The following is a 23,581-nucleotide window of genomic DNA, read 5'->3' as shown; positions in this document are numbered from 1 at the left end:
CTGGGCTCAGTCGGCCAGGCAGCGCTGCTCGGCGGGCAGGCTCGCGGCATCCCCCAGCAGCAGGGTGCTGAGAGCCGCCCGGGCGCAGCGGGAGCTGTTCAACTGACCATGCTGGTTGCTCTGCGTGACCTGCACCATTCGCGCGGCGCTGCCAAAGGCGGCCTGCATCTGGCGGGCACCGGCGAAGGGGGTATTGGGATCGTATTCGGCGCCGAGCACCAGGGCTTTGGCATCATCCGGCAGCTTTATCTCGCTGGCGCCGTAGCTGGTGATGGGCTGGCGCGGATAAGGCCAGTCGGCGCAGGTGTTGAAGCTTTTGGCCAGCAGCAGGGCACCGGCCCCCTGGAAGGCGGCATCTTCCGGATCCAGCCCCTGCCAGCCATAGGGCTCGCTGTTGTCGGTGCAGTGGATGGCGCTGAAGAAGGGCATCTCCTGCAGTTCCTGATAGGGGTTGTCATCGTCCTGCCCGGCGAGGCGGGCCAGCAGGGGGCCGGCGTCGTCCTGCTGCCAGAAAGCGAGCTGATCGGCGCGCTGGCTGCCGCTGATGGCATCGCCCAGCACCGCCACCCAGCTGGCGCGGTCGAGCACATTGCCCTGATTGTCCACATAGCGGCCGTTGTCGCGTACCTGGCGGGTCACCGCCATGCTGCGCTGCAGCGCCTGATCCCCGAAGCGCCAGGCCAGGATGCGGTTGGCATTCTCGGCATCGCGGCGAAAGATGGTCGGGTAGCGGCTCTCGGCGGGAGACATCGGCGAGTCGACCACCAGATTGGCCACGTGGCTCGGGTAGCGGGCGGCATAGAGGGCGGCCAGACGAGTGCCGTAGGAGAAGGTGATGGGGGTGATCCGCTCGCGCCCCAGGTGCTGGCGCAGGCGCTCCATGTCCTCGACCACGGCCCGCGAGCCCAGGTGCGGCGCATGCAGCCGCAACGGCTCGTCGCAGCGCTCGCGCAGGGTGGTGCTAAAGGCCTTGCCCTGATCCGCCCCGCTCTCGAGTGCCGGCAGGGCGCCCTTGTCACGGCTGGCAAAGAGCTGGGCGAGCTGCGCTGGGGTCATGTCTGGCCGCACCCCCTGCTTGTCGGTCAGCAGGCAGCTGCGCAGCTCGTGGCCGAGGGCGCTGTAACCGGCTCCGCGGGGATCCAGGGTGACGATGTCGTAGTGCTCAAGGATGGCGGGGTTGGCGCTGCGCAGCAGGTCGAGCAAAAGGCCGAGATCCGGGGTGGCCGAAGTGGGGCCGCCCGGGTTGTAGAACAGGGTGCCGCGATAGTCGCCGCTGGCGCGATAGTGCAGATAGAAGATATCCAGGGTGTCGCCCTTGACCGTGCGGGTCTCCTGTTTGACATGGGTGCGGCTGGGCTGGTTCGACCAGGAGGAGAAACGGCTGCTGTCGCCGGAGAAAAAGCCACTGCTGGAGCGCGAGGTGGAGCTTTTCTCCCGCTTGGTCTCCTTGATCTGGACCCACTCCTTGTCGTAATCGAGCGGTACCGTCAGATAGTGACAACTGACCTGACTGGCGGGAATGGCGATGCCGTCCTCCTGCCAGCCCTGGCGCAGCTGTTGGCAGACCTGGCCGGCGTCATAGCCGGCGCGAATATGGCGGGCCTGGAAGGGCTCCTCTTTCTTTTCCAGATTGCAGCCTGCCAGCAATGCCGGTGCCAGCAGGGTCATGAGCAGCGTGTATTTCATTGTCTATTTCCATTTATCTAGCCTGAACCCCGAAATAGTACGGGGAGGGGCCGACCGGATGGCAGCCGGAAGTTGTATGGAAATATTGCAAGGTGTGTCGATTTACATATTTCTGGCGATATTTGGTGGCCTCATTGATCTATTTGAAAATAATGACCGGCAACGCGCTCCGTTATTTTATGCGGGATCAATAACGGCGGTGCGACCGGTCGGTGCAGGGGGCGGCTCCGGCGTTACGTGGGCGCGCGCCAGAACGGCTTGTCCCCCAGCACGGTGGCCCTGTGCATTACTCGCCGGGCCGGCAGATAGTCGGCGTTGGCGTAATGCTGGGTGACCCGGTTGTCCCAGATGGCGATGTCGTGCTCCCGCCAGCGCCAGCGCACCTGATACTCGGGCTTGGTGACATGGCGAAACAGGAAGGCGAGCAGCGCCTCGCTCTCTTGCGCCGGCAACTCGGGCAGGCGGGTGGTGAAGCCTTCATTGACGAACAGTGCCTGCCGACCGCTCAAGGGGTGGGTGCGAACCACAGGGTGGCGCAGCGGCGGGTTGCGGGCCGCCGCCTCCTGCCAGCGCTGGTACTCGGCCGGGCTGGCGTTGTGGCGATGGGCCGGGAACGACTTGGTGAAGTCGTGCTCGGCCTCCAGCCCTGCCAGCAACTGCTGCAGGCGGGGGGAGAGCCCCTCGAAGGCGGCGATGCCGCTGGCCCACAGGGTATCGCCCCCCACCGGCGGCAGCTGCTTGGCGGCCAGAATGGCCAGCGCCGGCGGCGTCTCGATGAAGGTGACGTCGGTGTGCCAGTTGTCGTTGTCCGGCGGGTTGTCGTCGTGGGTGTCGAGCACGATGATCTCCTCGGCCTCCGGCGCGTGGGGATAGACAGGGTGAATGTGCAGATCGCCGAAGCGGTTGGCCAGCGCCCGCTGCTGGCGGGGGTTGATGGGCTGCTCCCGAAAGAACAGCACCTGATGGGTCAGCAGTGCCTGCTGCAACTGGGCGAACTGGCCCTCATCGAGTGGCCCGGCCAGGCTGATGCCGCTGATCTCGGCGCCGATATGGGGGCCGAGGGGGGTGATTTGCAGGGAATTGCTCATAGTCCTTCTCCATGCCACGGCGTCAGGCGACGCTGCAGCGCACGTAAACCAAGTTCCAGAGTGAAGGCGATCAGGGCGATCACCAGAATGCCCGCCAGCACCACGTCGGTGGCGAGAAACTCGCCGGCGGCTTGTACCATGAAGCCCACGCCGCGGGTGGCGGCGATGAGCTCGGCCGCCACCAGGGTGGACCAGCCGACCCCGAGCCCGATGCGCAGCCCGGTGAGAATGTCCGGCAGGGCGCCGGGCACGATGACGTACCACAGCACCTGCCAGCGGTTGGCGCCGAGCGCCCGGGCGGCTCGCAGCCGCACCTGCTTGGCGCCCTGCACCCCGGCCAGAGTGGCCATGGCGACCGGCGCGAAGATGGCCAGATAGATGAGCAGCACCTTGGAGGTTTCGCCGATGCCAAACCAGATCACCATCAGCGGCAGGTAGGCAAGGGGCGGCACCGGCCGGTAGAGCTCGATCAGCGGGTCAAGCATGCCGCGCAGGGTGGGGCTGAGCCCCATGGCGAGACCCACCGTCACACCGCACAGGGTGGCGGCCGCGAGGGCAATGAGGATGCGCTGCAAACTGGCGGCGAGGTGTTGCCAGAGGGTGGCGTCCATGAAGCCCTGTGGCCCGGCGAGGGTGGCAAACTGCTGCAGCACCTGGGCAGGGGGCGGCAGGAACAGCGGGCTTATCAGCCCGAGCCTGGCCACCAGCCACCAGAGTGCCAGGAGGGCACCCAGAGTCAGCAGACTTATCCCAAGCCGGCGTGGCAGCGGCCAGCGCAGGCGTATCCGGCGGGCAGGGTCGAGCGGACGGGAGAGGGTGAGGCTCATGCAAATACCTCCCGCTCGGCAAAGACCCGGTCCAGCACATACTCGCGCCGCGCAATGAAGGCGGGATCCGACTTGATGCTGCGGCAGGGCTCGCCGGCGGCGAAGCGGCGGCCGAAGTCCAGGGTGAGCCGCTCCATGACTCGCCCCGGCGCCGGGGAGAGCAGCACCAGTTGTGTGGCCATGAACACCGCCTCCTCGATGTCGTGGGTGATGAGCAGCACCTGCCGGCGCTGCTCGTGCCACAGGCGCAGCAGCAGGGTCTGCATCTGCTCACGGGTAAAGGCGTCGAGGGCGCCGAAGGGCTCGTCGAGCAACAGCAGTTGCGGCTGGGTGGCCAGCGCCCGGGCGATGCCGACCCGCTGGCGTTGGCCGCCGGAGAGCTGCCAGACCGGTTTGGCCTGGGCCTCCTCCAGCCCCACCTTGCGCAGCATGGCCAGCGCGCTGGCATCGCGTTCGCGGCGCGGCACGCCGGCCAGCTGCAGGCCGAAGGCGACGTTGTCCAGCACGTTGCGCCAGGGCAGCAGGCCATCGTGCTGAAAAACCACCCCCCGCTCGGCGCCGGGGCCGCGCACCGGCCGCCCCTGCAGGCTGATGGTGCCCTGCTGGGCGCTCTGAAAACCGGCGATGAGGTTGAGCAAGGTGGTCTTGCCGCAGCCGGAGGGGCCGAGCACCACCATCAGCTCGCCCGCATCCAGGGTCAGGTTGATGTTGTCGAGGACTCTGCGCCCGGCGTAATCGGCGCAAAGGTGGGTGAGCTGCAGCATGCATGCCTCCTTGTTTTGCGGGGTTAGCGGGCGTGAGCCTTGACGAAGCGGTCGGTCACGTAGTCGCGATAATCGTTGCCGGCGCTCTGTACCTTGCCTTGCTCCTTGAGAAAGCGGCTGGTGTCCACTAGGGTCTGGTTCACCAGATCCCCCAGCTCGGCACCCTGCTGGCTGGCGCTCAGGTAGCTGTTGCCCCTGACCAGCGCGGGCACGTCCGCCTCGGGTACGCCGCTCAGGCTGGCCAGCTTGGCGAGGTTGTCCGGCTTGGCGAGCCAGCCGTCAGGGTTGGCCAGGTAGTCGCGCTGGGCCGCCAGGGTGCTGTCGACGAAGGCCTGCACCAGCTCGGGATGGGCCTTGGCGAACGCCTTGCGCACCACCCAGACATCCAGGGTGGGGGCTCCCCACTCGCCCACCTGGGCCGAGTCGGTCAGTACCTTGCCGCCCTTGGTCAGCTCGTTGAGGGCCGGTGCCCAGACATAGGCGCCATCGATGTCGCCGCGCTGCCAGGCGGCGATGATGGCCGGTGGCTGCAAGTTGACGATCTGCAGGCTGGCCGGATCCACTCCCCAGTGCCGCAGCGCGGCCAGCAGGCTGTAGTGGGTGGTGGAGGTAAAGGGCACGGCGATGCGCTTGCCGGCCAGGGCCGCAGGGGAAGTGAGCCCGGGCTTGACCACCAGCGCTTCCGAGTTGCCGAGCTTGGAGGCGAGCAGAAACACCTCGATGGGCACCTGCTGGTTGACGGCCACCGCCAGCGGGCTGGAGCCGATGTTTCCGATCTGCACGTCGCCGGAGGCGAGCGCCCGCACCACGCTGGCACCGCTGTCAAACTTGAGCCACTTCACCGTGGCGCCGCTGCTGCGGGCAAAGGTGTCGTCGGCCTGGGCCACCTTGGCCGGTTCGGCCGAGGTCTGGTAGGCCACAGTAACGTCCACGGCCCTGGCTTGCAGGCTGAGCAGGGCGAGCGCCGCCAGCCAGAGGGAATGTCCTTTTCCTGTCATGATATTGCTCCATCGGGGGAATGAAGCGGCAGTTTTCCCATTTATCGGGGGGCTGAGGAAAGACCGAAAATATATGGCTGATGAAATATGGTTCTTAGAAAAAGAACGGCAATTAAATCCGTTTATTCATATATCTCAATATGGCAAGTCGATATTTGATGGTTGGCAATGGGTGCTGAAAAAATGCTGAAAATATCGGCAAGACTATTCAGATATGGCAATGCTTGCCCATTTATTGAATATCGAACCGGCTTGCTGGGCGGATAAAATAAAACCCGCCGGTTGGGCGGGTTGGTATGGGGCAGGGGATGCCGCTGAGGTAAGACGCGCGTTGGCAACGGGCCGGGCGAGCGCGGCGTGCCTGAACTCAACGCTCCAGCAGGGGGGCGGAGCGGTAGCTCCAGAGCCCGTAGGTGCGCAGGGCGTCGCGGTAGATGCCGAGCAGCTCGCTGTCGCTCACCTTGGCAAGCTCGGAGAGTGGTTTGTCGGGATAGCTGACGCTGTCTATCCGGATCCCGGCCGGCCCGCTCTGCCAGCAGGCGATCTCAAGCAATGCTTGGCCCCGGCGCACATGGCTGGCGGAGCTCACCAGGGTGGCGTATTCGATCTGGTGGCGGGCGAGGGCATAGCCGCTGTAGAGGGCGTTCTCCACCGTGCTGGTGGCGTAGTTCTCCTCGATGATGCGGGAGCGGTCGATCCCCTTTTTCACCAGCCAGTCGGCCATCAGCTTGCCCTCGGTCTGACGGTGCTGGGGCACGCCGCCGGTCAGGATGATGAGGGCCGCCGGGTTGGCCTTGGCCAGCGCCCGGGTGGTTTCCAGCCGGCCCAGCAGGATGTCGTGCATGGAGCCATCGGGATTGAGGGCATAACCCAGGGTGACGATGGCCCGGTTGCCCGGCTTGGGTGAGCGCTCACCCTGCTCCTTGAGCGGGGTGGCGACAACGCGCTCGACCGTGTCGAAGATGCGCTGCAGGTCGGCGGCCCGGCCGGGATTGAGGATCGCCAGCTTGCTCTGATACCCCTTGGCGGCGGTCTCGTTGTGCTTGAAGGTCTGCCAGGTGGCGAGGTAGCTCAGCAGGTCGATGTCATCGGGCGCGGTGCTGAGGGCCTGCTCGAACAGGCCGATGGCCTTGTCCACGTTGCCATTGTAGATCTGGGCGTTGGCCGCCGAGATGAGTAGGTCGGTGCGATAGGGCTCGAGCTGGTAGGCCTGCAGCAGCAGCTCGGTGACCTGCTCCATGTTGCTGGGCATCTTGGCGGTGAAGCCGGCGGTGGAGATGCGGGCGGGTGATTTGAAGATCTGCCAGGCGTCCGCCAGCAGCTGATCCACCACCTGGCGCTTGCTGATGTACTGGTCGTAATTCTGCTCCTTTTGCAGGGAGCGTACCGGGGCAGCCCAGGCTTCGGAAGGGAGCACGGCAGGCAGTGTCAGCAGGCCGGCCAGCGTCAGGGCAATCGCGGTTCTTTTCATCATGATGGCGTTCCACCGAAGGTTGATGGCTCCAGGCCATTCCAGGACCATGGGGCTTTTTCAATAAAAACATAAACTTGGTGATTGGTCAGTGTACCGCGTTGGGGCGTGAAAAAACGTGAACCGCTTCGGTTATCCGGGGAAGGGGGGGGGGGGTTGCCCTATTCGGGGGGAGCAAGGTGTGGTTTTCCTGTGAAGTGGCTCAGTTGTGGCGCAATCCTGCCGCGTTTTCGGCGAAAGGGACCTTGGCCGTGAAAAAGTTGACGGTGCCAATCGTTTTACCGCTTTTTCTGTGACGGCGATCACTGTACCATCGCCGCCCGACCTGCCACCTGGCGCGCGGCTCCCTGCGTTCTGGTTGGCGTCACCCGATACTCGCTGTCACCCGGAACGTGAATGACCCCAGGATGGGACCCGCCACTAACCTGTAGGTTTGTGGTCTGCGTGTCGCGGGGTCGGCACCTCTCCCGCCCGCTCCCTGCGATGCCTGTCTGCAGACTTGCCGTATGAAACTTCTCTCTTCATAGGTGCAAGATGACGCTGTTATTGAGTCTGGTCGGTATGCTGGCCCTGATGTTTATCGCCTGGCTGGCCAGTGAAAACCGCCGTGCCATCCGCTGGCGGACCGTGCTGGGGGCCCTCGCCCTGCAAACCGGCTTTGCCGCCCTGGTGCTCTACTTCCCCCCCGGTCAAATCATGCTCGGCGCCATGAGCAACGGCGTCTCCGCCCTGCTCGGCTTTGCCGACAGCGGCATCCGCTTCGTGTTTGGTGATCTGGCCAGCAACGGCTTCATCTTCGCCGTGCGGGTGCTGCCGCTGGTGATCTTCATCAGCGCGCTGATCGCGGTGCTCTATCACTTCGGCATCATGCAGTGGGTGATCCGGGTGCTGGGGGGCGGCATTCACCGCCTGCTCGGCACCAGCCGCGCCGAATCCCTGGTGGCCACCGGCAACATCTTCCTCTCGCAAGGGGAATCCCCGCTGCTGATCCGCCCCTTCCTGGCTGGCATGACCCGCTCCGAGCTCTTTGCGGTGATGACCTGCGGCATGGCCTCGGTGGCTGGCTCTGTGCTCGGTGGCTACGCCGGGCTCGGTGTGGATCTGAAATACCTGATTGCCGCCTCCTTTATGGCGGCGCCGGGTGGCCTCTTGATGGCCAAGCTCCTGGTGCCTGAGCAGCAGCAGGTGAACGATCAGGCCGAGATCACCCTCGACAAGAGCGACTACAGCAATGCCATCGACGCCCTGGCGGGTGGCGCCATGAGCGGCATGAAGATCGCGGTGGCCATCGGCACTATCCTGCTGGCCTTTGTCAGCGTCATCACCATGATCAACGCCGGTCTCACCACGGTGGGCGAGTGGTTCGGCTGGGCCGATCTCTCCCTGCAGCAGCTGCTGGGTTACCTGTTTGCCCCGGTGGCCTGGCTCATCGGCGTGCCGGCCAGCGAGATGATGGCGGCAGGCTCCTTGATCGGCCAGAAAGTGATCATGAACGAGTTCGTCGCCTACCTGGACTTTGCCAACATCAAGCAGGATCTCAGCGCCCATACCCAGATCATCATCACCTTCGCGCTGTGCGGTTTTGCCAACCTGGGCTCCATTGCGGTGCAGCTTGGCTCCATCGGCACCATGGCGCCGGAGCGCCGCCACGACGTGGCGAGCCTCGGCTTCAAGGCGGTGCTGGCGGCGACCCTGGCCAACCTGATGAGCGCCACCCTGGCGGGGCTGTTCGCCTCCCTCGGCTAAGCGACCCTTGCCCCATGCACACCCCGTCTCGCCACTGGCGCGGCGGGGTGTCGTCCATCTGGCGCCAGCCACTGACGCTTTGGCACGGCATGGGCTCGACAGGGGCGGGCGCAGGCGGTAGCGTGATGGCGCGCGGCCAGCCCGCGCCTGTTCAGGCATTCATATAACAAGGAATCACACCATGACCCGTTTCTCGCGCGCATTGGCGCTCTCCCTGCTGCTGGCCGGCGCCGCGCCGGCGTTTGCCGCCGCCACCTATACCTCTGATCTGCTGCTGTCGGCGGACTTCAAGGCCCCCTGGGCCAAGGCGACCCAGGGCATCAAGAACCTGCCCAAGTGGGTGCGCAGCGGCAATGGCACCAGCTCCCCGCTCGAAGCCGTGGCCGGCACCCCGTATCAGAGCGGCTCGGTCTGCAAACCTCACGACTGCGCCAGCCACTACATGCAACTGCTGGTGGATGCCAAGGCCAAACGGGTATGGGGCGTGCTGATCGACCTGCCAGATAGCGACGCCGCCCGCGAAACCCCGTCCAAGTTCGCCCGCTACACCTGGCTCGGCCAGCCGGACAAGGGGATGCAGGCCGCCCTGATGAAGCAGGTTGAGGCCGACCCCAACTGGCAGTAAGCATCAAAAAGCAAAAACCTCTGCCTGGGCAGAGGTTTTTTTATGGCGAAGAGGTGATGTGGCCAGGCGCTAGCGGCTCAGGATCCGCACCGAGCGGATGCGGTTGTTGAAGTCGGTCGCCTCCTGCTCGCCGCCCTTGCGGGTGTAGTAGCCGCCGCGAAAGTCGGTCTCCTCGAAGAAACGCACCACCCAGCCATCTGGCACGGTGAAGGAGGAGATGCGGTTGGCAAAGCCGTAGCGGCCGAGATCCGCAATATCCCGGTCGATGCGCAGGGAGTCGCCGCTCTGATGGGCGCCGTCGAACACCAGCAGGGTGCTGGCGTCGTCCCCTTCGTCCAATCGGGTTGTCAGGCAGCTCGCCTTGGCCGTCTCGCAAAACAGGCTGTTGTTGCCCTGGCCCTGCTGGCAGCGGCGGCTCACCTTCTGGCGCGCCAGCCACTCGCTGCGCCCCGCATCGGCATAGACGCTGTTGAAGGGGGTCAGGGTACAGATGTGGATGAGCCCGCCACCCTGGCTCTGGCCGTTCACCACGATCTGGGGATTGATAAGGATATCGGCGCGGACCGCTGTGCTCAGGGTCAACAGCGCCAGCAGGACAAACAGCTTGTTCATGGATGAGATCTTGCCAGTTCAAGGGGCGGCAAGGATTGCCGAGACGCCGCCCCGATGCAAGAGAGAGCGGCGCCCGCTGCGACACTCTTTGCCCGCCATCGACGTAAAAATGCAGGGCCCAAAGCAGAACACCGGCGTAAGGCCGGTGTTCTGAACAGCATGGCGGCGGGCCCGACGGGACGCGCGGTCAGGGCGGCTTAGGCGTAGAAAGCCTCGACGGTGCCCTTGACGGTGATCAGCATGGGGTTGCCGTAGCGATCCTTGGCCTTGGGGGAGGGGATCTTAACCCAACCTTCGCTGATGCAGTACTCCTCGACATTGGTGCGCTCCTTGCCGTTCACGCGAATGCCGATCTCGTGCTGGAAGCACTCCGCCACATGGTGCGGGCTGCGCGGGTTGGCCGCCAGGCGGTCGGGCAGGGCCGGTTTGTTGTCGCTCATTTTATTTACCTGAGTGTGATAAAAAGTGGGTCATTGTAGGCAATGCCCGTCATGGGCTCAAGGTTGGCCCAGTTTCAGTAAGGGAATATGTGCGGAAGCCTGATCAGGGGGAGCGAGGCTCTGTCTTTTTATAGACGGTAGCGGCCAGTGCGATAAAAAGCATACCGGCATTCAACCAAAGTCCCATACTGGTACACCCACCTTTTTGAGTGCTGGCTATGCTCCGTCTTGCTCAGAGATGCAGGTATCCTAATTTTCCCATATTTAGTCCAGCCCTTTGTTACGCGGTGCCTTAGCTACTTGCTCTTGTACTGCTGGCACATCGCTTGTACCAAAACGCTGGATTAGCTCGTTATATGTAGTTGTAGCTTCTTCTGTACGCCCCAGCTGACCTAGTGTGATGCCCTTGTAGAGTAGAGCCTTAGCTACTCGTTCTTGCAGTGCTGCTTCATCGCTTGCGCCAAAATGCTGGATTAGCTCGTCATACACTGTGATTTCTTCTTCTGAACGACCAAGCTGACCTAACCTGACGCCTTTGTTGAGCAGTGCCTTAGCCACTTGTTCTTGTATTGCTGGCGTATCGCTTGTACCAAAACGCTGGATTAGCTCGTCATACATAGTGATTGCCTCTTCTGAACGATCCAGCTGACCTAGCGTGATGCCTCTATTGACGAGTGCCAGAGCTACGTGCTCTTGCAGCTCTGCCACATCACTTGTGCCAAAGCGCTGGATTAGCTCGTTATACACTGTGATTTCTTCTTCTGAACGACCCAGCTGACCTAGCGTGAAGCCTTTATTGAGCAGAGCCTTAGTCACTCGTTCTTGCAGCGCGGTCTCGTCACTTGTGCCAAAACGTTGGATTAGCTCGTCATACACTGTAATTTCCTCTTCTGAACGATCCAGCTGACCTAGCGTGATGCCTTTATTGATCAACGCCTTAGCCACTCGTTCTTGCAGTGCTGGCACATCGCTTGTGCCAAAACGCTGGATCAGCTCGTCATACACTGTGATTTCTTCTTCTGAACGATCCAGCTGACCTAACCTGACGCCTTTGTTGATCAGTGCCTTAGTCACCAGCTCTTGCAGTGCTGGCACATCGCTTGTGCCAAAACGTTGGATTAGCTCGTCATACACTGTTATTCCGTCTTCTGAACGATCCAGCTGACCTAGCGCGATGCCTTTGTTGAGCAGTGCCGTAGCCATTTGTTTTTGAACTTCTACCACATCGTTTGTGCCAAAACGCTCGATTAGCGCGTCATACATCTCGATTTCCTGCTCCGGATCAGTTTGCTTGAGTGCCCTATTCAAATAAGCTCTAGCAACCCAGACTTGATCAACAATTTCCAATGCTCCGAGCGATTCAGAGGATGTGATAATGTCCTGATATTTACCCTGTAAATACAATCCAAGATAGTTTGGATGCCGTGTCTCATGTTCTCGTTGTTGTGCTTCCTTTAGGCGTTGCCGTAGCCCATTCAAAATATCTTGAACCGATGTTGATGCAGAACGATCACCGTAAGATTCATTACTCTCATTACTCTCATTACTCTCATTGTTCTCATTATTTTCATCATTCTGCGGATAGGTGGTGACAGCTTTTAGCTCATCGAGTAAGTGAGCGAATGGATCAGTAAAGATCATTGGTGGAAAACAATCTAGCTGCTGAGCCAGTTCGATCAAAAATAAATCTGCCCCATCAGCACAACGCATATAGTGCGCTAAGCTTGTTTGTAAGATAGAGTCAGCAATATGTGCAGGTGCTTGTTCCGCCATATCGACCCAAAAAATTCTATGTTGACCTGAAAAATGATTTTTAATCTGCGGAAAGAAAGCATCTGCCTGCCCGCTGTAACCAATAAATAACGCTGGTGATTCATTCAGTGTGGCGCAAACAAACTGGCTCAATTGCGCTGCATGAGACGCAGTTTCTTCATCGGAATTAAGCTGGGCGAAGCCGTGACTTTGTCCGTGCAGATGAACAACCGCAGGGTTATCAATTAAATGGTATAGGTTTAAATTGGCGGCAGTGAAATCGTAAGTTGCGGGATACAAGCCCAATAGGCCACAGCTACGCGCCAATAGATTATCAAAATTAAAAGTCAGAACGCGGCCAATATAGCCTTCCCGCAGTAAACACGCTAAGGCAATATGAGCCCAATTGATTTTTGACTCGTCAATATAACTTTTTAGAAATCTTCTACGATCATCGCGTCCAATCTGCGCCATGCACTTGCCGTAGTCTTCGCGATCAGCCCCCACTAGCAACTTAAGCTCAGTCTTAAAACGTTGATGCATTTCTGCGATTAGTTTCTTTGCTAGTGGAATCCCTGCTGTAAAAGAACAACCCGCCCCGGTGAAGAATACAAATGGCTTATTGTTATCCTTAGCTTTACGCATAAATTCAGCTAAGTCAGATATATTATATTGTGGTGGCATCTTATCCATTTTACTAAAGCCTTGTTTTAATTATGCGCTGTCATATAGCGAACCCTCTACAAACTGAGTCATACCTTGCTGCATTTACCAGCAATCGCTTTCACAGCGCTCTTTCGAGAGATGGATTGTTATGTGGCTATCATAAGGGGCCGGATCGAGACATGGAAAGAGATAGTTGGTAGAAATCTGAGCTGGCTCAATCAATTAGTGAGCAACAGCTGCTGTCAGTGGGCTCAGGGCTGGTAGAGAGTGCGGAAATACCCTCACCCCAGCCCTCTCCCAAGGGGAGAGGGGGCTTGTCCACTGTTGCACTGTAGCTTCAGGTTGGCACGGTTTTGATCCCCCTCTTATTCGCTGAGGCGAGTCCTCTTGTCCAGGCCGCGAGGCAGGATGCCGAGCGAGCGGCGCTGGGCCATGGATGGCCCATCGGCGCGTGCCGTTGGACAAGAGGGGGAGACGAAGGTACCCGACGTCAGTCGGGCGAATAAGCGGGGGTGGCCTTTCTTTTGGTGACTTTTCTTTGGCCACGCAAAGAAAAGTCACTCGCCCACGCCCGAAGGGCGGGCGAAACCCCGTCGAGGGCAGAGCACTCGCGTTCCATGCGGCGAAGCCGCATCAAGGGGCTAACCGCTGGTTCGGGAATCCGGCGAGAGTCTGTCGTCGTGGAACAGACGATTTCTTGCGGTGCAATGCGCTGCGCTTATTGCACCCTACGGTGTTCCACTGCGTGGCAAAGCCACGCTATCACATTCAATCCGCGAACGTCCGAATACGCTTCGCTATTCGAACCTACGATTCGATAACGCCGGGTGATTATGGGTTCCCTCACCCTGACCCTCTCCCAAGGGGAGAGGGGACAAAGATGATGCTGGGAGCGGCAACAAGCAGGAAATAGAAAGGGAGCCTATCAGGCTCCCTTTTTGCAGACATGGCCAATGGCATGTGGCTCATGCCGTCCCTTATCGATTGGTCGCGGCCTTCATCCCTTCCACAAACTCTTTCAGACGAGTCAGCATATGTTCCGGGTTCTGGTGGTGGGTCTCGATGATCTTCACCACGGCGGAGCCGGAGATGGCACCTGCGGCGCCAGCGGTGATGGCTTCACGCACCTGAGCAGGTTCGCTGATGCCAAAGCCGAGCAGGGCGGGGGGGGCGTTGAACTCGCGCAGGGTATTGATCAGCCCTTCCACCGGCATGCCGGCCTTGGTCTCGGCACCGGTCACACCGGCGCGGCTCACCAGATAGGTGTAACCATTGCCGAGCTCCGCCACCTGTTTCAGGGTCTCGGCATCGCCATTGGGCGGGGCGATAAAGATGCTGTCGATGCCAAACTTGTCGGCGGCCGCCTTGTAGGGGGCGCACATCTGCACCGGCACGTCGGCGACCAGCACCGAATCCACGCCAGCCTGCTGGCACTTCTCGTAGAAGCCATCGATTTTGCGCACATAGACCAGGTTGGCGTAGACCAGCAGGCCAATGGGCAGCTGCGGGTGCTTGGCGCGGATGCGGCCGAGCAGCTCGAAACAGTCGTCCGGGGTGGTGTGGCTGGCAAAGGCGCGCAGGGCTGCGCCCTGAATGGTGGGGCCATCCGCTACCGGATCGGAGAAGGGAATGCCGAGCTCGAGGGCATCGGCGCCCCCTGCGACCAGCGCATCGACGATGGCCAGCGACAATTCGGGGGTGGGGTCACCCAGCATCACGAACGGCACAAAGGCGCCCTGATTGGTTTCATCCAGACGGGAGAAGAGTTGTGCGTAACGGTTCATGACAAGGTTCCTTCTTTCTCGAAAATGTCAGCAACGGTGAAGATATCTTTGTCGCCACGGCCGGAGAGGTTGACGATGAGCACCTGCTCTTTCTCCGGTTCACTGCGGGCCATCTTGAGGGCGTGGGCCAGCGCGTGGGAGGACTCCAGCGCCGGGATGATGCCTTCGGATTTGGCCAGCTCCTGGAAGGCGTCCAGCGCCTCCTTGTCGGTCACCGAGGGGTACTCGGCGCGGCCGATGGCGGCCAGATGGGCGTGCTGCGGGCCGACGGAGGGGAAATCCAGCCCCGCAGAAACGGAGTAGGACTCCTGAATTTGGCCCTGATTGTCTTGCATCAGGTAGGAGTGCATGCCAAAGAAGACCCCCTTGCTACCGTGACCCAGCGGCGCACCGTGCTCGCCGCTCTCGATGCCGTGACCACCCGGCTCGACGCCGATGAGGCGCACTGACGGCTCATCAATAAAGTCGGCAAACATGCCGATGGCGTTCGACCCACCGCCGACGCAGGCGATCACCGCATCGGGCAAGCGCTCTTCTTTCTCGAAGCACTGGGCTTTAGCCTCTTCGCCGATCATCTTCTGGAACTCCCGCACGATAGTGGGGAAGGGGTGCGGACCGGCGGCGGTGCCGAGCAGGTAGTGGGCCGACTCGTAGTTGGCGGCCCAGTCGCGCAGCGCCTCGTTGCAGGCATCTTTCAGGGTGCTGGAGCCGGAGTGCACCGGAATGACGGTGGCGCCCATCAGCTTCATGCGAAATACGTTCGGTTTCTGGCGCTCGCAATCCTTGGCGCCCATATAGACCCTGCACTTGAGGCCGAGCAGGGCGCAAGCCAGCGCAGTGGCCACGCCGTGTTGACCGGCGCCGGTCTCGGCGATGATCTCGCTCTTGCCCATCCGCTTGGCCAGCAGCGCCTGACCCAGCACTTGGTTGGTCTTGTGGGCGCCGCCGTGCAGCAGATCTTCACGCTTCAGATAGAGGCGGGTCTTGGTGCCCTTGGTCAGATTGCGAGTCAGGGTGAGCGGGGTCGGGCGACCGGCATACTCGGTCAGCAGGGACTGAAACTCGGCGATAAAGGCCGGATCATCCTTGGCATCGACAAAGGCTTTCTCCAGCTGGAGCAGGGCCGGGATAAGGATTTGGGGCACATACATGCCACCAAATTCACCGAAAAACGGGTTGAGCAGGGTCATAGACTATTCCTTGTATTTATAGGCTTAAGCAATTCATTCATTTGGTGCATGTGTTTAGCGGGTTCGCAGCGCTTTTTCACAGTTGGCGCAGAGCGCCGAAGGCGGCTGCAATCTTGTGCGCATCCTTCTGGCCCGGGGCACTCTCCACCCCGGAGTTGAAATCAAGGCCGAGGCAGCCCACTTGCGCCGCCTGCAGGGCGTTGTCGGGATTAAGGCCGCCCGCCAGCATCAGCTTGGCTTTATCGAGATGGGCCAGCAGGGCCCAGTCGAACGCCTGACCGGTACCGCCGCTCTGGCTGCCCACTTTCGTATCCAACAGCAGCCGATCGGCCGGATAGTCGAGGGCGGGCAGCGGCTCGCCGCTTTCTTTGCCGAGAGAGACGCCTACGGCTTTCCAGATCTGGCAGCCAGCCGGCAGCAGCGCGCGCAGCCCCTCGATATAGGCGGCATCTTCATCCCCGTGCAGCTGCACCGCGGCGAGCCCCAGCGCCTCCACCGTTTTTACGATGGTGGCTGGCTGGGCGTTGCGAAATACCCCCACATAGGCGAGCGGCGCGCCCGCCATCACGGCTCGGGCGGCGGGAATGTCCACATAACGCGGGCTTTTGGCCACAAAGATAAGACCCCCGAATACCGCGCCCGCCTGATGGGCGGCGGCGGCGTCCTCGGCGCGGGTCAGGCCGCACACCTTGTTCTGGCCCAGTACCAGCTTGCGTACCGCCGCCTCCAGATCCGGCTCGGCCATCAGGGAAGAGCCCACCAGGAAGCCCTTGGCATGGTGGCGCAGATCCGCCACCTGAGCGCGGTGGTTGATGCCGGACTCGCTGATCACTACCCGATCGCTTGGAATGTCTTTGGCCAGCTGTTTGGTGCGGGCGAGGTCGACGCTCAAATCCCGCAGGTCCCGGTTGTTGATGCCAATCACCGGCGCCCCCAGCGCGATGGCGCGGGTCAGCTCCTCCTCGTTGCTCACCTCGGTGAGCACGCCAAGGCCCAGCTCCTTGGCGACGGCGAACAGGGCGCGATAGCCCTCGTCGGTGAGCACCGAGAGCATCAGCAGGATGGCGTCCGCCTGATAGTGGCGGGCCAGATAGACCTGATAGGGGTCAATCATGAAATCCTTGCAGAGCACCGGCTGGCTGACGCGACTGCGCACCCGGCTTAGATAAGCAAAATCCCCCTGAAAGAACTTCTCGTCGGTCAGCACCGAGATGGCAGTGGCGTATTTGCCATAGATGTCGGCGATGGCCTCCGGGCTGAAATCGTCGCGGATCAAGCCCTTAGAGGGGGAGGCCTTCTTGCACTCCAGAATGAAGCGGGTGGAGCCCGCCTTGAGCGCCCCGACGAAATCCCGATCGCTGGGGGTCAACGTGTTCTGGAAGCTCTCCAGCGGCTGGGCCAGCTTGCGGGCGGCAACCCACTCCTGCTTGGCCGCCACGATTTTGCCGAGAATGGTCTGACTGATGGAGGCCATGTTCAGAAAAGCATGGGGGGCAATAAGGTCTGACATCTCGTTATCCTTGCGAAGCTGGCTATTGCCCTGCGGGCGTTCTGAATGACTGTTATGCGACATGGTGGCTGACATCATGCCTCCTGATGACTCAGGGTGGCCAGCCGAGCGGCGAGCTCCGCCGTCTTGCCGCTCGCCAGCACCGCCAGCACCTGGGCGGCCGCGCTCTTGAGATCCTTCGCCTTGCCTGCCATCAGCAGCAGCGGTGCCACGTTGGCGGCGATGGCTGCGTTGTGGGCCGGGGTGCCACGCCCTTCCAGAATGGCGGCGGTGATGGCGCGGTTCTCTTCCGGCTCTCCGCCCTGAATGGCGCTGACCGGATAGGTCTCGAGACCAAAGTCAGCCGGGGTTAACAGAAATTCGCGGATCTCGCCGTCACGGATCTGGGCCACCTGGGTCGGGCCGTGGATGGCAATCTCGTCAAGGCCTGCGCCGTGCACCACCATACCGGTTTTCAGCCCCAGTGCCAGCAGGGTTTCTGCGATGGGGCGCACCAGCTCCGGGGCATAGACCCCCATCAGCTGATAGGTGGGGCGAGCCGGGTTGATAAGCGGCCCCAGCACATTGAACAGGGTGCGGGTCTTGAGGGCCTGGCGAACCGGCATGGCGTGGCGCACCCCGGCGTGGTACTGGGGGGCGAACAGGAAGCAGATGCCGAGCTCGTCAAGGCAATGGCGCGCCTGCGCCGGGCTCATATCGAGCTTGATGCCCATCTTGTCCAGCAGATCGCTCGAACCCGACTTGCTCGAGACCGAGCGGTTGCCGTGCTTGGCCACTTTCAGGCCGCAGGCGGCGGCGACCAGCGCCGAGGTGGTGGAGACGTTGATGGTGTTGAGGCCATCGCCACCGGTGCCGACGATATCGCAGAACTCGTAATCCGGACGCGGGAAGTCGCGCGCTTCTGCCAGCAGCGCCTCGGCGGCGCCGGCGATCTCCTCCGGGGTCTCCCCCTTGATCTTGAGGGCGGTCAGCAGGCTTGCCAGCACTATGGGATCCACTTCGCCACGTACCACCTGGCCGAAGGCGTCGCGGGTACTTTCACGGTTCAGAGACTGACCCTGATAGAGGGTGTTGAGATGATGATGCATGTTGGTCTCCTTACCGCGCGCCGCGTGTCGAAAAAATGCTTTCTGGACGGGTGATATGGGCGAGCGCCTGAGTCAGCAGACGGGCCCCTTCCGAGGTCATGATGGATTCCGGGTGGAACTGGAAGCCCAGCACCCGCTCATCCTGCTGCTCGATGGCCATGGGCATGCCCTGATAGTGGGCAATCACCGTCAGCTCTTCCGGCACATAGGTGGCGACCAGCGAGTGGTAGCGGGCCACCGGCAAGGGGCTTTGCAGCCCCGCGAAGGCGCCGTGGCCGTTGTGCTCAATCAGGGAACGCTTGCCGTGGACGATTTCGCCCGCCGCGCCGACGGTGCCGCCGTAGGCTTCGCACAGAGCCTGATGACCGAGGCAGATACCGAGGATGGGCACCTGACCGCGGGCCAGCTTGATAAGGTCGATGAGGCAACCCGCCTCATGGGGGGCACCCGGCCCCGGCGAGAGCACCAGCACGGCGTCCCCTTCGCAGGCGGCGATTTCGCTCATGATGCGGCTCGCCGGCAGGCTGTTGCGGTAGATCCGCACCGGATAACCGAGGGAGCGGAACTGATCCACCAGGTTGTAGGTAAAGGAGTCGAAGTTATCGAGCAGGAAGATGTTAGTCATGACTCACGTCCTTGTGTTGTTCCTGCTGGGCGCTCAATGCTTGCAGGGAGGTGCCATGGCTGGCGGCGATGGCGGCCAGCACGGCCGCCGCCTTGGCGCGGGTCTCGTCCGCCTCGGCCTGGGGTTTGGAGTCATAGACCACGCCGGCGCCGGCCTGCACATGGGCCACGCCCTCTTTGACGAAGGCCGAACGGATGACGATGCAGGTATCCATCTCGCCTGCGCCGTTCAGATAACCCACCGCGCCGCCGTAGCTGCCGCGGCGCTTGCCTTCCACCATGCGAATAAGCTCGCTGGCGCGGATCTTGGGGGCGCCGGTCAGGGTGCCCATGTTCATGCAGGCCTGATAGGCGTGCAGGGCGTCAAGGTCGGCGCGCAAGGTGCCGACCACCTTGGAGACCAGGTGCATCACGTGGCTGTAGCGATCCACTTTCAGCAGCTCCTTGACGTAGCGGGTACCCGGCTCCGAGATGCGGGCGATGTCGTTGCGGCCCAGATCCACCAGCATCAGGTGTTCGGCCACCTCTTTCTCGTCCTGACGCAGCTCCAGCTCGATGCGGCCATCGAGATCCCGGTTGATGCTGCCATCGGGGTTGAAGCCGCGGCGGCGGGTACCGGCGATGGGATACATCTCCACGTCGCGGCTGGCGGCGCAGAATTTCACCGCGCTCTCCGGCGAAGCGCCAAACAGGGTGAAGCCCTCATCCTGCACGTAGAACATGTAGGGGCTGGGGTTGGTCTGCTTGAGGCGGCGATAGGCGGCCAAGGGGTTCGGGCAGGGCAGGGAGAAGCAGCGGGACGGCACCACCTGGAAGATGTCGCCGCGGCGGATAAAGCCCTTGAGCTTCTCCACCTCGGCGCAGAACTGCTTGTCGCTCTTGTCCACGCTCATGCCGCCGGCAAGGGCCGGGGTGGCCGGAGCCTGCGCGGGGGCTTGCTGGCAGGCGTGCTTGAACTGGGCGAGGCGCTCGCTCAGGCGGTGGTATCTGTCTTCCACCCGGCTCTCGTCGCTGTCGCCGCCAAAGATGCAGGCGAGCAGCGCAGTGGAGCGCGCAATGTGGTCGATGGTGATCAGGGTCTCGGCCACGTAGAAGCAGTAGTCGGGGCAGTCGTTGCTCCCCTCCGGCACCTCGGGCAGATCTTCAAAGGAGGCGATGAGGTCGTAGGCGAAGCTGCCCGCCATAAACAGCGCCTCTTTGCCGAGCTGGCAATCAAGCTCTCGCTGCAGGGTGCGTAGCACGTCCAGCACGCTGATCCCCTTGAGACGGCTGTCTTCGTCCTGCTCCCGATCAGAAGCCGGGAAGTCGAGCTGCAGTTCGCCGGCCACCAGGCTCTGGGCAACGGCGGCGGGCAGGCGTTCGGCCAGCAGGCTCTGCAGCTGGGCGCCGTTGTCGTTGAGGCTGCGCACCCGCACGGTGCGGCCCCGGCACTCGATGCGCAGGCAGGCGTCCACCAGCAGCAGGCTCTGTTTGCCCGCCTTGGAGTCGATCTCCACCGATTCAAGCAGCAGGTTGTTGGGGCGACCCTGGCAGAGCTCGCTGTAGAGTGCCAGCGGATCGGCCACATAGGGGGCGTTGAGGGTGAGGGTATCGAATTCACCCAGAGGAAGGCGATGGCTGGCTGTCATAGTGCGTTCCCTCGCGTGTGATGCTGTTTACCGATGTTCATGACGTTGAATTCCTTGAAAATTTAATGGGTCCGGGGTGGCTGGTTCAGGGGCGCCATCGCCAGGTCAGCTTGCTTGTCTGAATTCTCGGTTTCATCACAGGTCCATTTGCCGGATAATAAAAAAGCCCGCTGGGGTCAGCGGGCTTTTTCTTTGGGTTCTTTATTTGCTGTCAGATTTACAGGTACAGCAACGACCACACGCCCGCATGTCAGGGAGTGTGCCACCACCAGATGGTCAGGATGGAAGTCGTTTGCATGATAAAGTCCTGTAAAAAGATGTTTGCAATGAAGTGCCTACAGAAAACGATAAAGCCGCGGCCAAGTCAAGTCGCTTTTTAGCCTTCTTTCACCGAATGTGTACCCATGGTGACCTGACCACGAGAGCGGAATAATCTGATGAGATTCGATCTACACTGCCATACCACGGCCTCGGATGGGGTGCTGAGCCCCGCCGAACTGGTGCGCCGCGCCGCCGAAAAACAGGTCGAGGTGTTAGCAGTTACTGACCACGATACCCTTGCCGGGATTGATGAGGTGCGCCGCACCATAGAGAACGAGCAACTGCCGCTGCGGCTGGTGAGCGGGGTCGAGATCTCCACCGGCTGGGAGCATCACGAGATCCATATCGTGGCGCTGGGGGTGGATGAAAAAAATGTGGCGCTCACCGATTTTTTGGTCGGCCAACAGGCTCGCCGCGAAGCACGCGCCCAGGAAATAGGGCGTCGTCTGGAGAAGTGTCTCATTCCCGGCACCTATGAAGAGGCCAAGCAGCTTGCTGGCGACGCAGCCGTGACCCGGGCCCACTTTGCCCGGGTGCTGGTGGCGCGCGGGGTGGCCGACAACATGCAGAAGGTATTCAAAAAGTACCTGAGCCGGGGCAACAAGGGCTATGTGCCGGCAGAGTGGCCCGAGATGGGCGAGGCGATCAGCGCCATTCACGGCGCCGGTGGCCTGGCTGTGCTGGCCCACCCGAGCCGCTACGATCTCACCGCCAAGTGGATCAAGCGGCTGCTGGTGGCCTTCAAGGCGGCCGGTGGCGATGCCATGGAGGTCTCGCTGCCCCAGCAGAGCCCCCAGGAGAGGGCGAATCTTGGCCAGTGGGCCAAAGAGCACGACCTCTATATCTCGGTGGGATCGGATTTTCACTTCCCCTCCAACTGGACCGAGCTGGGGCGCCACCTCTGGTTGCCCAAGGAGGGGATGCCGATATGGTTGGCGTATCCCGGCCACTTTGGGCTTACCACCGAGCAACACGCAGAGTTGCTGGCGAGCCGGTAACAGCATTTGCGAAATAGGGAACACACCGGACAAGAGGGTATGGCCATATTTATGGCTGGCGTATCCCGGTTACTTCGGGCTTACCACTGAGCAACACGCAGAGTTGCTGGCGAGTCGGTAACCGCCCCGGAGTTGCAGTGCGCCAACGGGCGCCAAACAGAGTAAGGTAGTGTCGTGAAGCCCGGCTTCGCGGCCATCAAGCGGGCAGAGATTGCTGCCCCCATTGCGAGAACGAGTCATGAGTCAGCACTTTTACGTACACCCGGAAAACCCCCAGGCCCGTCTGATCAGCCAGGCGGTGCAGATCATCCAGAATGGCGGCGTCATCGTCTATCCCACCGATTCGGGTTATGCGCTGGGTTGCCAGATGGGTGACAAGGGCGCGCTGGAGCGCATCTGCCGCATCCGCCGCATCGATCCCAACCACGACTTCACCCTGGTGTGCCGCGATCTCTCCGAGATCTCCACCTATGCCAAGGTGGACAACAGTGCGTTTCGCCTGATCAAGAACAACACCCCCGGCCCCTACACCTTCATCTTCAAGGCCACCAAGGAGGTGCCGCGCCGCCTGATGAACGAGAAGAAGAAGAGCATCGGCATCCGGGTACCGGACAACAAGATTGCCCAGGCGCTGCTGGAGGCCCTCGGTGAGCCGCTGCTCTCCACCACCCTGATCCTGCCGGAATCTGACATGGCGGAGTTTGACCCGGAGGAGATCTTCGACAAGCTGGGCAAACAGCTGGATCTGGTGGTCAACGGCGGTTATCTGGGCGAGCAGCCCACCACAGTGGTGGACTTCTCCGACGATGAACCCGTGCTGCGTCGGCGCGGTGCCGGGGATCCGACCCCGTTTGAGTGATACGGTTGAACCGGCCGCCCAGCCGCCCGCCCAGCCGCCCGCCGGGGCTGGCGAGGGGGCGCCGTCGGCGCTCTCTCCCATTGCCCGGGTGCTGGGGCAGCCCTATCACGAGCTGCCCCAGGACTTGTTCATCCCGCCCGATGCGCTGGAGGTGTTTCTCGATACCTTCGAGGGGCCGCTCGATCTCTTGCTCTACCTCATCCGGCGCCAGCAGCTCGACATCCTCAACCTGCCGATCCTGCAGATCACCGCCCAGTACATGGAGTACGTGGAGCTGATGCAGGGGCTCAATCTGGAGCTGGCAGCCGAGTACCTGCTGATGGCGGCTTGGTTGGCGGAGATCAAATCCCGCATGCTGCTGCCCAAGGCGCCGGAGCTGGAGGACGAAGAGGAGGGGGAAGACCCCCGCGTCACCCTCATCCGCCGGCTGCAGGAGTACGAGCGCTACAAGGTGGGGGCTGAGCGGGTCAACGAGTTGCCGCGGCTGGAGCGGGAGATCTTTGTCGCCAGCGCCATGGCGCCGGATTTTGGCGATCTCAAACCACTGGCGCCCGATGTTTCGCTGGTTGAGCTCGCCCTTTACATGCAAAGTGTGGTAAAACGCGCGACTCATTTTGAACATCACCAGATCCGCCGCGAGCAGATCCCGACCCGGGTGCGCATGGCGGAGATCCTCGCCATGCTCTCGCTGGGCCAGACCCTGCGCCTGGAGCAGGTGCTGCGTGCCGAAGAGGGGCGCATGGGGGTGTTGGTGACGTTTCTGGCCTTGCTGGAGCTCTGCAAGGAGCAACTGATCTGGATCCTGCAGGCGGAACCCCTGGGGCCCATTCACTTTGCCCTGGCCGGCCAGCATGAGGAGAGCGAGCGTGGCGCTGCCCACTGAACGGCTGCGGCCGATAATGCG

At 61.9% G+C, this 23,581-nt stretch carries 20 protein-coding genes; 5 read left to right on the top strand and 15 right to left on the bottom strand.

What is annotated here, in order from left to right; all coding sequences use genetic code 11:
* Positions 1-6 precede the first annotated feature (6 nt).
* The 6 genes from I6L33_RS19215 to I6L33_RS19190 form a co-directional block, all read right to left on the bottom strand.
* The gene (locus I6L33_RS19215) at positions 7-1,686 is read right to left on the bottom strand and encodes an alpha/beta hydrolase (RefSeq protein WP_216973138.1); all 1,680 of its coding nucleotides are present in this window, start codon (positions 1,684-1,686) and stop codon (positions 7-9) included.
* Between the two features lie 233 nt (positions 1,687-1,919).
* Positions 1,920-2,774: a taurine dioxygenase gene (gene tauD, locus I6L33_RS19210; protein WP_216973137.1), complete on the bottom strand. Its 855-nt coding sequence runs from the start codon at positions 2,772-2,774 to the stop codon at positions 1,920-1,922.
* The gene (tauC, locus tag I6L33_RS19205) at positions 2,771-3,601 is read right to left on the bottom strand and encodes a taurine ABC transporter permease TauC (RefSeq protein WP_216973136.1); all 831 of its coding nucleotides are present in this window, start codon (positions 3,599-3,601) and stop codon (positions 2,771-2,773) included. Before tauC ends, tauD begins: the two co-directional genes overlap by 4 nt.
* Positions 3,598-4,365, bottom strand: coding sequence for a taurine ABC transporter ATP-binding subunit (gene tauB, locus I6L33_RS19200; RefSeq protein ID WP_216973135.1), 768 nt, complete (start codon positions 4,363-4,365; stop codon positions 3,598-3,600). The genes tauC and tauB overlap by 4 nt, the downstream gene beginning before the upstream one ends.
* 23 nt (positions 4,366-4,388) lie before the next feature.
* Positions 4,389-5,363 (bottom strand): taurine ABC transporter substrate-binding protein, encoded by a 975-nt coding sequence (gene tauA, locus I6L33_RS19195; protein WP_216973134.1) that lies wholly within the window; start codon positions 5,361-5,363, stop codon positions 4,389-4,391.
* A gap of 367 nt (positions 5,364-5,730) precedes the next feature.
* Complete coding sequence (locus tag I6L33_RS19190; protein WP_216973133.1) at positions 5,731-6,885, bottom strand: YdcF family protein; 1,155 nt, start codon at positions 6,883-6,885, stop codon at positions 5,731-5,733.
* 483 nt (positions 6,886-7,368) lie between these two features.
* Between I6L33_RS19190 and I6L33_RS19185 the strand changes: the two genes are divergently transcribed.
* A complete protein-coding gene (locus tag I6L33_RS19185) occupies positions 7,369-8,580 on the top strand; it encodes a NupC/NupG family nucleoside CNT transporter (protein WP_017765670.1) in 1,212 nt (403 codons plus the stop codon).
* A 181-nt stretch (positions 8,581-8,761) separates the two neighbouring features.
* Positions 8,762-9,205, top strand: a complete 444-nt coding sequence (locus I6L33_RS19180; RefSeq protein ID WP_021465168.1) for an inhibitor of vertebrate lysozyme family protein — start codon at positions 8,762-8,764, stop codon at positions 9,203-9,205.
* A gap of 69 nt (positions 9,206-9,274) precedes the next feature.
* On the opposite strand, the gene I6L33_RS19175 is transcribed toward I6L33_RS19180, so the two are convergent.
* The 9 genes from I6L33_RS19175 to I6L33_RS19135 form a co-directional block, all read right to left on the bottom strand.
* Positions 9,275-9,817, bottom strand: coding sequence for a beta/gamma crystallin-related protein (locus I6L33_RS19175; RefSeq protein WP_216973132.1), 543 nt, complete (start codon positions 9,815-9,817; stop codon positions 9,275-9,277).
* A 197-nt stretch (positions 9,818-10,014) separates the two neighbouring features.
* Positions 10,015-10,257, bottom strand: coding sequence for a DUF3297 family protein (locus I6L33_RS19170; RefSeq protein WP_005302916.1), 243 nt, complete (start codon positions 10,255-10,257; stop codon positions 10,015-10,017).
* A gap of 264 nt (positions 10,258-10,521) precedes the next feature.
* Complete coding sequence (locus tag I6L33_RS19165; protein WP_216973131.1) at positions 10,522-12,702, bottom strand: tetratricopeptide repeat protein; 2,181 nt, start codon at positions 12,700-12,702, stop codon at positions 10,522-10,524.
* A gap of 950 nt (positions 12,703-13,652) precedes the next feature.
* The gene (gene trpA / locus I6L33_RS19160) at positions 13,653-14,459 is read right to left on the bottom strand and encodes a tryptophan synthase subunit alpha (RefSeq protein WP_216973130.1); all 807 of its coding nucleotides are present in this window, start codon (positions 14,457-14,459) and stop codon (positions 13,653-13,655) included.
* On the bottom strand, positions 14,456-15,649 hold the full coding sequence (gene trpB / locus I6L33_RS19155; RefSeq protein ID WP_005347359.1) for a tryptophan synthase subunit beta: 1,194 nt from the start codon (positions 15,647-15,649) through the stop codon (positions 14,456-14,458). Before trpB ends, trpA begins: the two co-directional genes overlap by 4 nt.
* Before the next feature lie 76 nt (positions 15,650-15,725).
* Positions 15,726-17,234 carry a bifunctional indole-3-glycerol-phosphate synthase TrpC/phosphoribosylanthranilate isomerase TrpF gene (gene trpCF, locus I6L33_RS19150; RefSeq protein ID WP_216973129.1) on the bottom strand — a complete coding sequence of 503 codons (1,509 nt, stop codon included), beginning with the start codon at positions 17,232-17,234 and terminating at the stop codon, positions 15,726-15,728.
* On the bottom strand, positions 17,234-18,247 hold the full coding sequence (trpD, locus tag I6L33_RS19145) for an anthranilate phosphoribosyltransferase (RefSeq protein ID WP_216973128.1): 1,014 nt from the start codon (positions 18,245-18,247) through the stop codon (positions 17,234-17,236). The genes trpCF and trpD overlap by 1 nt, the downstream gene beginning before the upstream one ends.
* Positions 18,248-18,257: 10 nt before the next feature.
* Positions 18,258-18,872 carry an aminodeoxychorismate/anthranilate synthase component II gene (locus tag I6L33_RS19140; RefSeq protein ID WP_076360037.1) on the bottom strand — a complete coding sequence of 205 codons (615 nt, stop codon included), beginning with the start codon at positions 18,870-18,872 and terminating at the stop codon, positions 18,258-18,260.
* Positions 18,865-20,499 (bottom strand): anthranilate synthase component 1, encoded by a 1,635-nt coding sequence (locus tag I6L33_RS19135; protein WP_216973127.1) that lies wholly within the window; start codon positions 20,497-20,499, stop codon positions 18,865-18,867. Before I6L33_RS19135 ends, I6L33_RS19140 begins: the two co-directional genes overlap by 8 nt.
* Before the next feature lie 437 nt (positions 20,500-20,936).
* Between I6L33_RS19135 and I6L33_RS19130 the strand changes: the two genes are divergently transcribed.
* From I6L33_RS19130 to I6L33_RS19120, 3 genes are all read left to right on the top strand, one after another.
* Positions 20,937-21,818 carry a PHP domain-containing protein gene (locus tag I6L33_RS19130; protein WP_216973126.1) on the top strand — a complete coding sequence of 294 codons (882 nt, stop codon included), beginning with the start codon at positions 20,937-20,939 and terminating at the stop codon, positions 21,816-21,818.
* A 238-nt stretch (positions 21,819-22,056) separates the two neighbouring features.
* Positions 22,057-22,677: an L-threonylcarbamoyladenylate synthase gene (locus I6L33_RS19125; RefSeq protein ID WP_005302891.1), complete on the top strand. Its 621-nt coding sequence runs from the start codon at positions 22,057-22,059 to the stop codon at positions 22,675-22,677.
* Positions 22,625-23,560 carry a ScpA family protein gene (locus tag I6L33_RS19120; RefSeq protein ID WP_216973125.1) on the top strand — a complete coding sequence of 312 codons (936 nt, stop codon included), beginning with the start codon at positions 22,625-22,627 and terminating at the stop codon, positions 23,558-23,560. Before I6L33_RS19125 ends, I6L33_RS19120 begins: the two co-directional genes overlap by 53 nt.
* Positions 23,561-23,581: the final 21 nt, after the last annotated feature.

Source organism: Aeromonas sp. FDAARGOS 1403 (genome assembly GCF_019047325.1).
Lineage (GTDB): Bacteria > Pseudomonadota > Gammaproteobacteria > Enterobacterales > Aeromonadaceae > Aeromonas > Aeromonas dhakensis.
The sequence above is the reverse complement of the archived record's forward strand: the minus strand, read 5'-3'. Positions and strand labels throughout refer to the sequence as shown.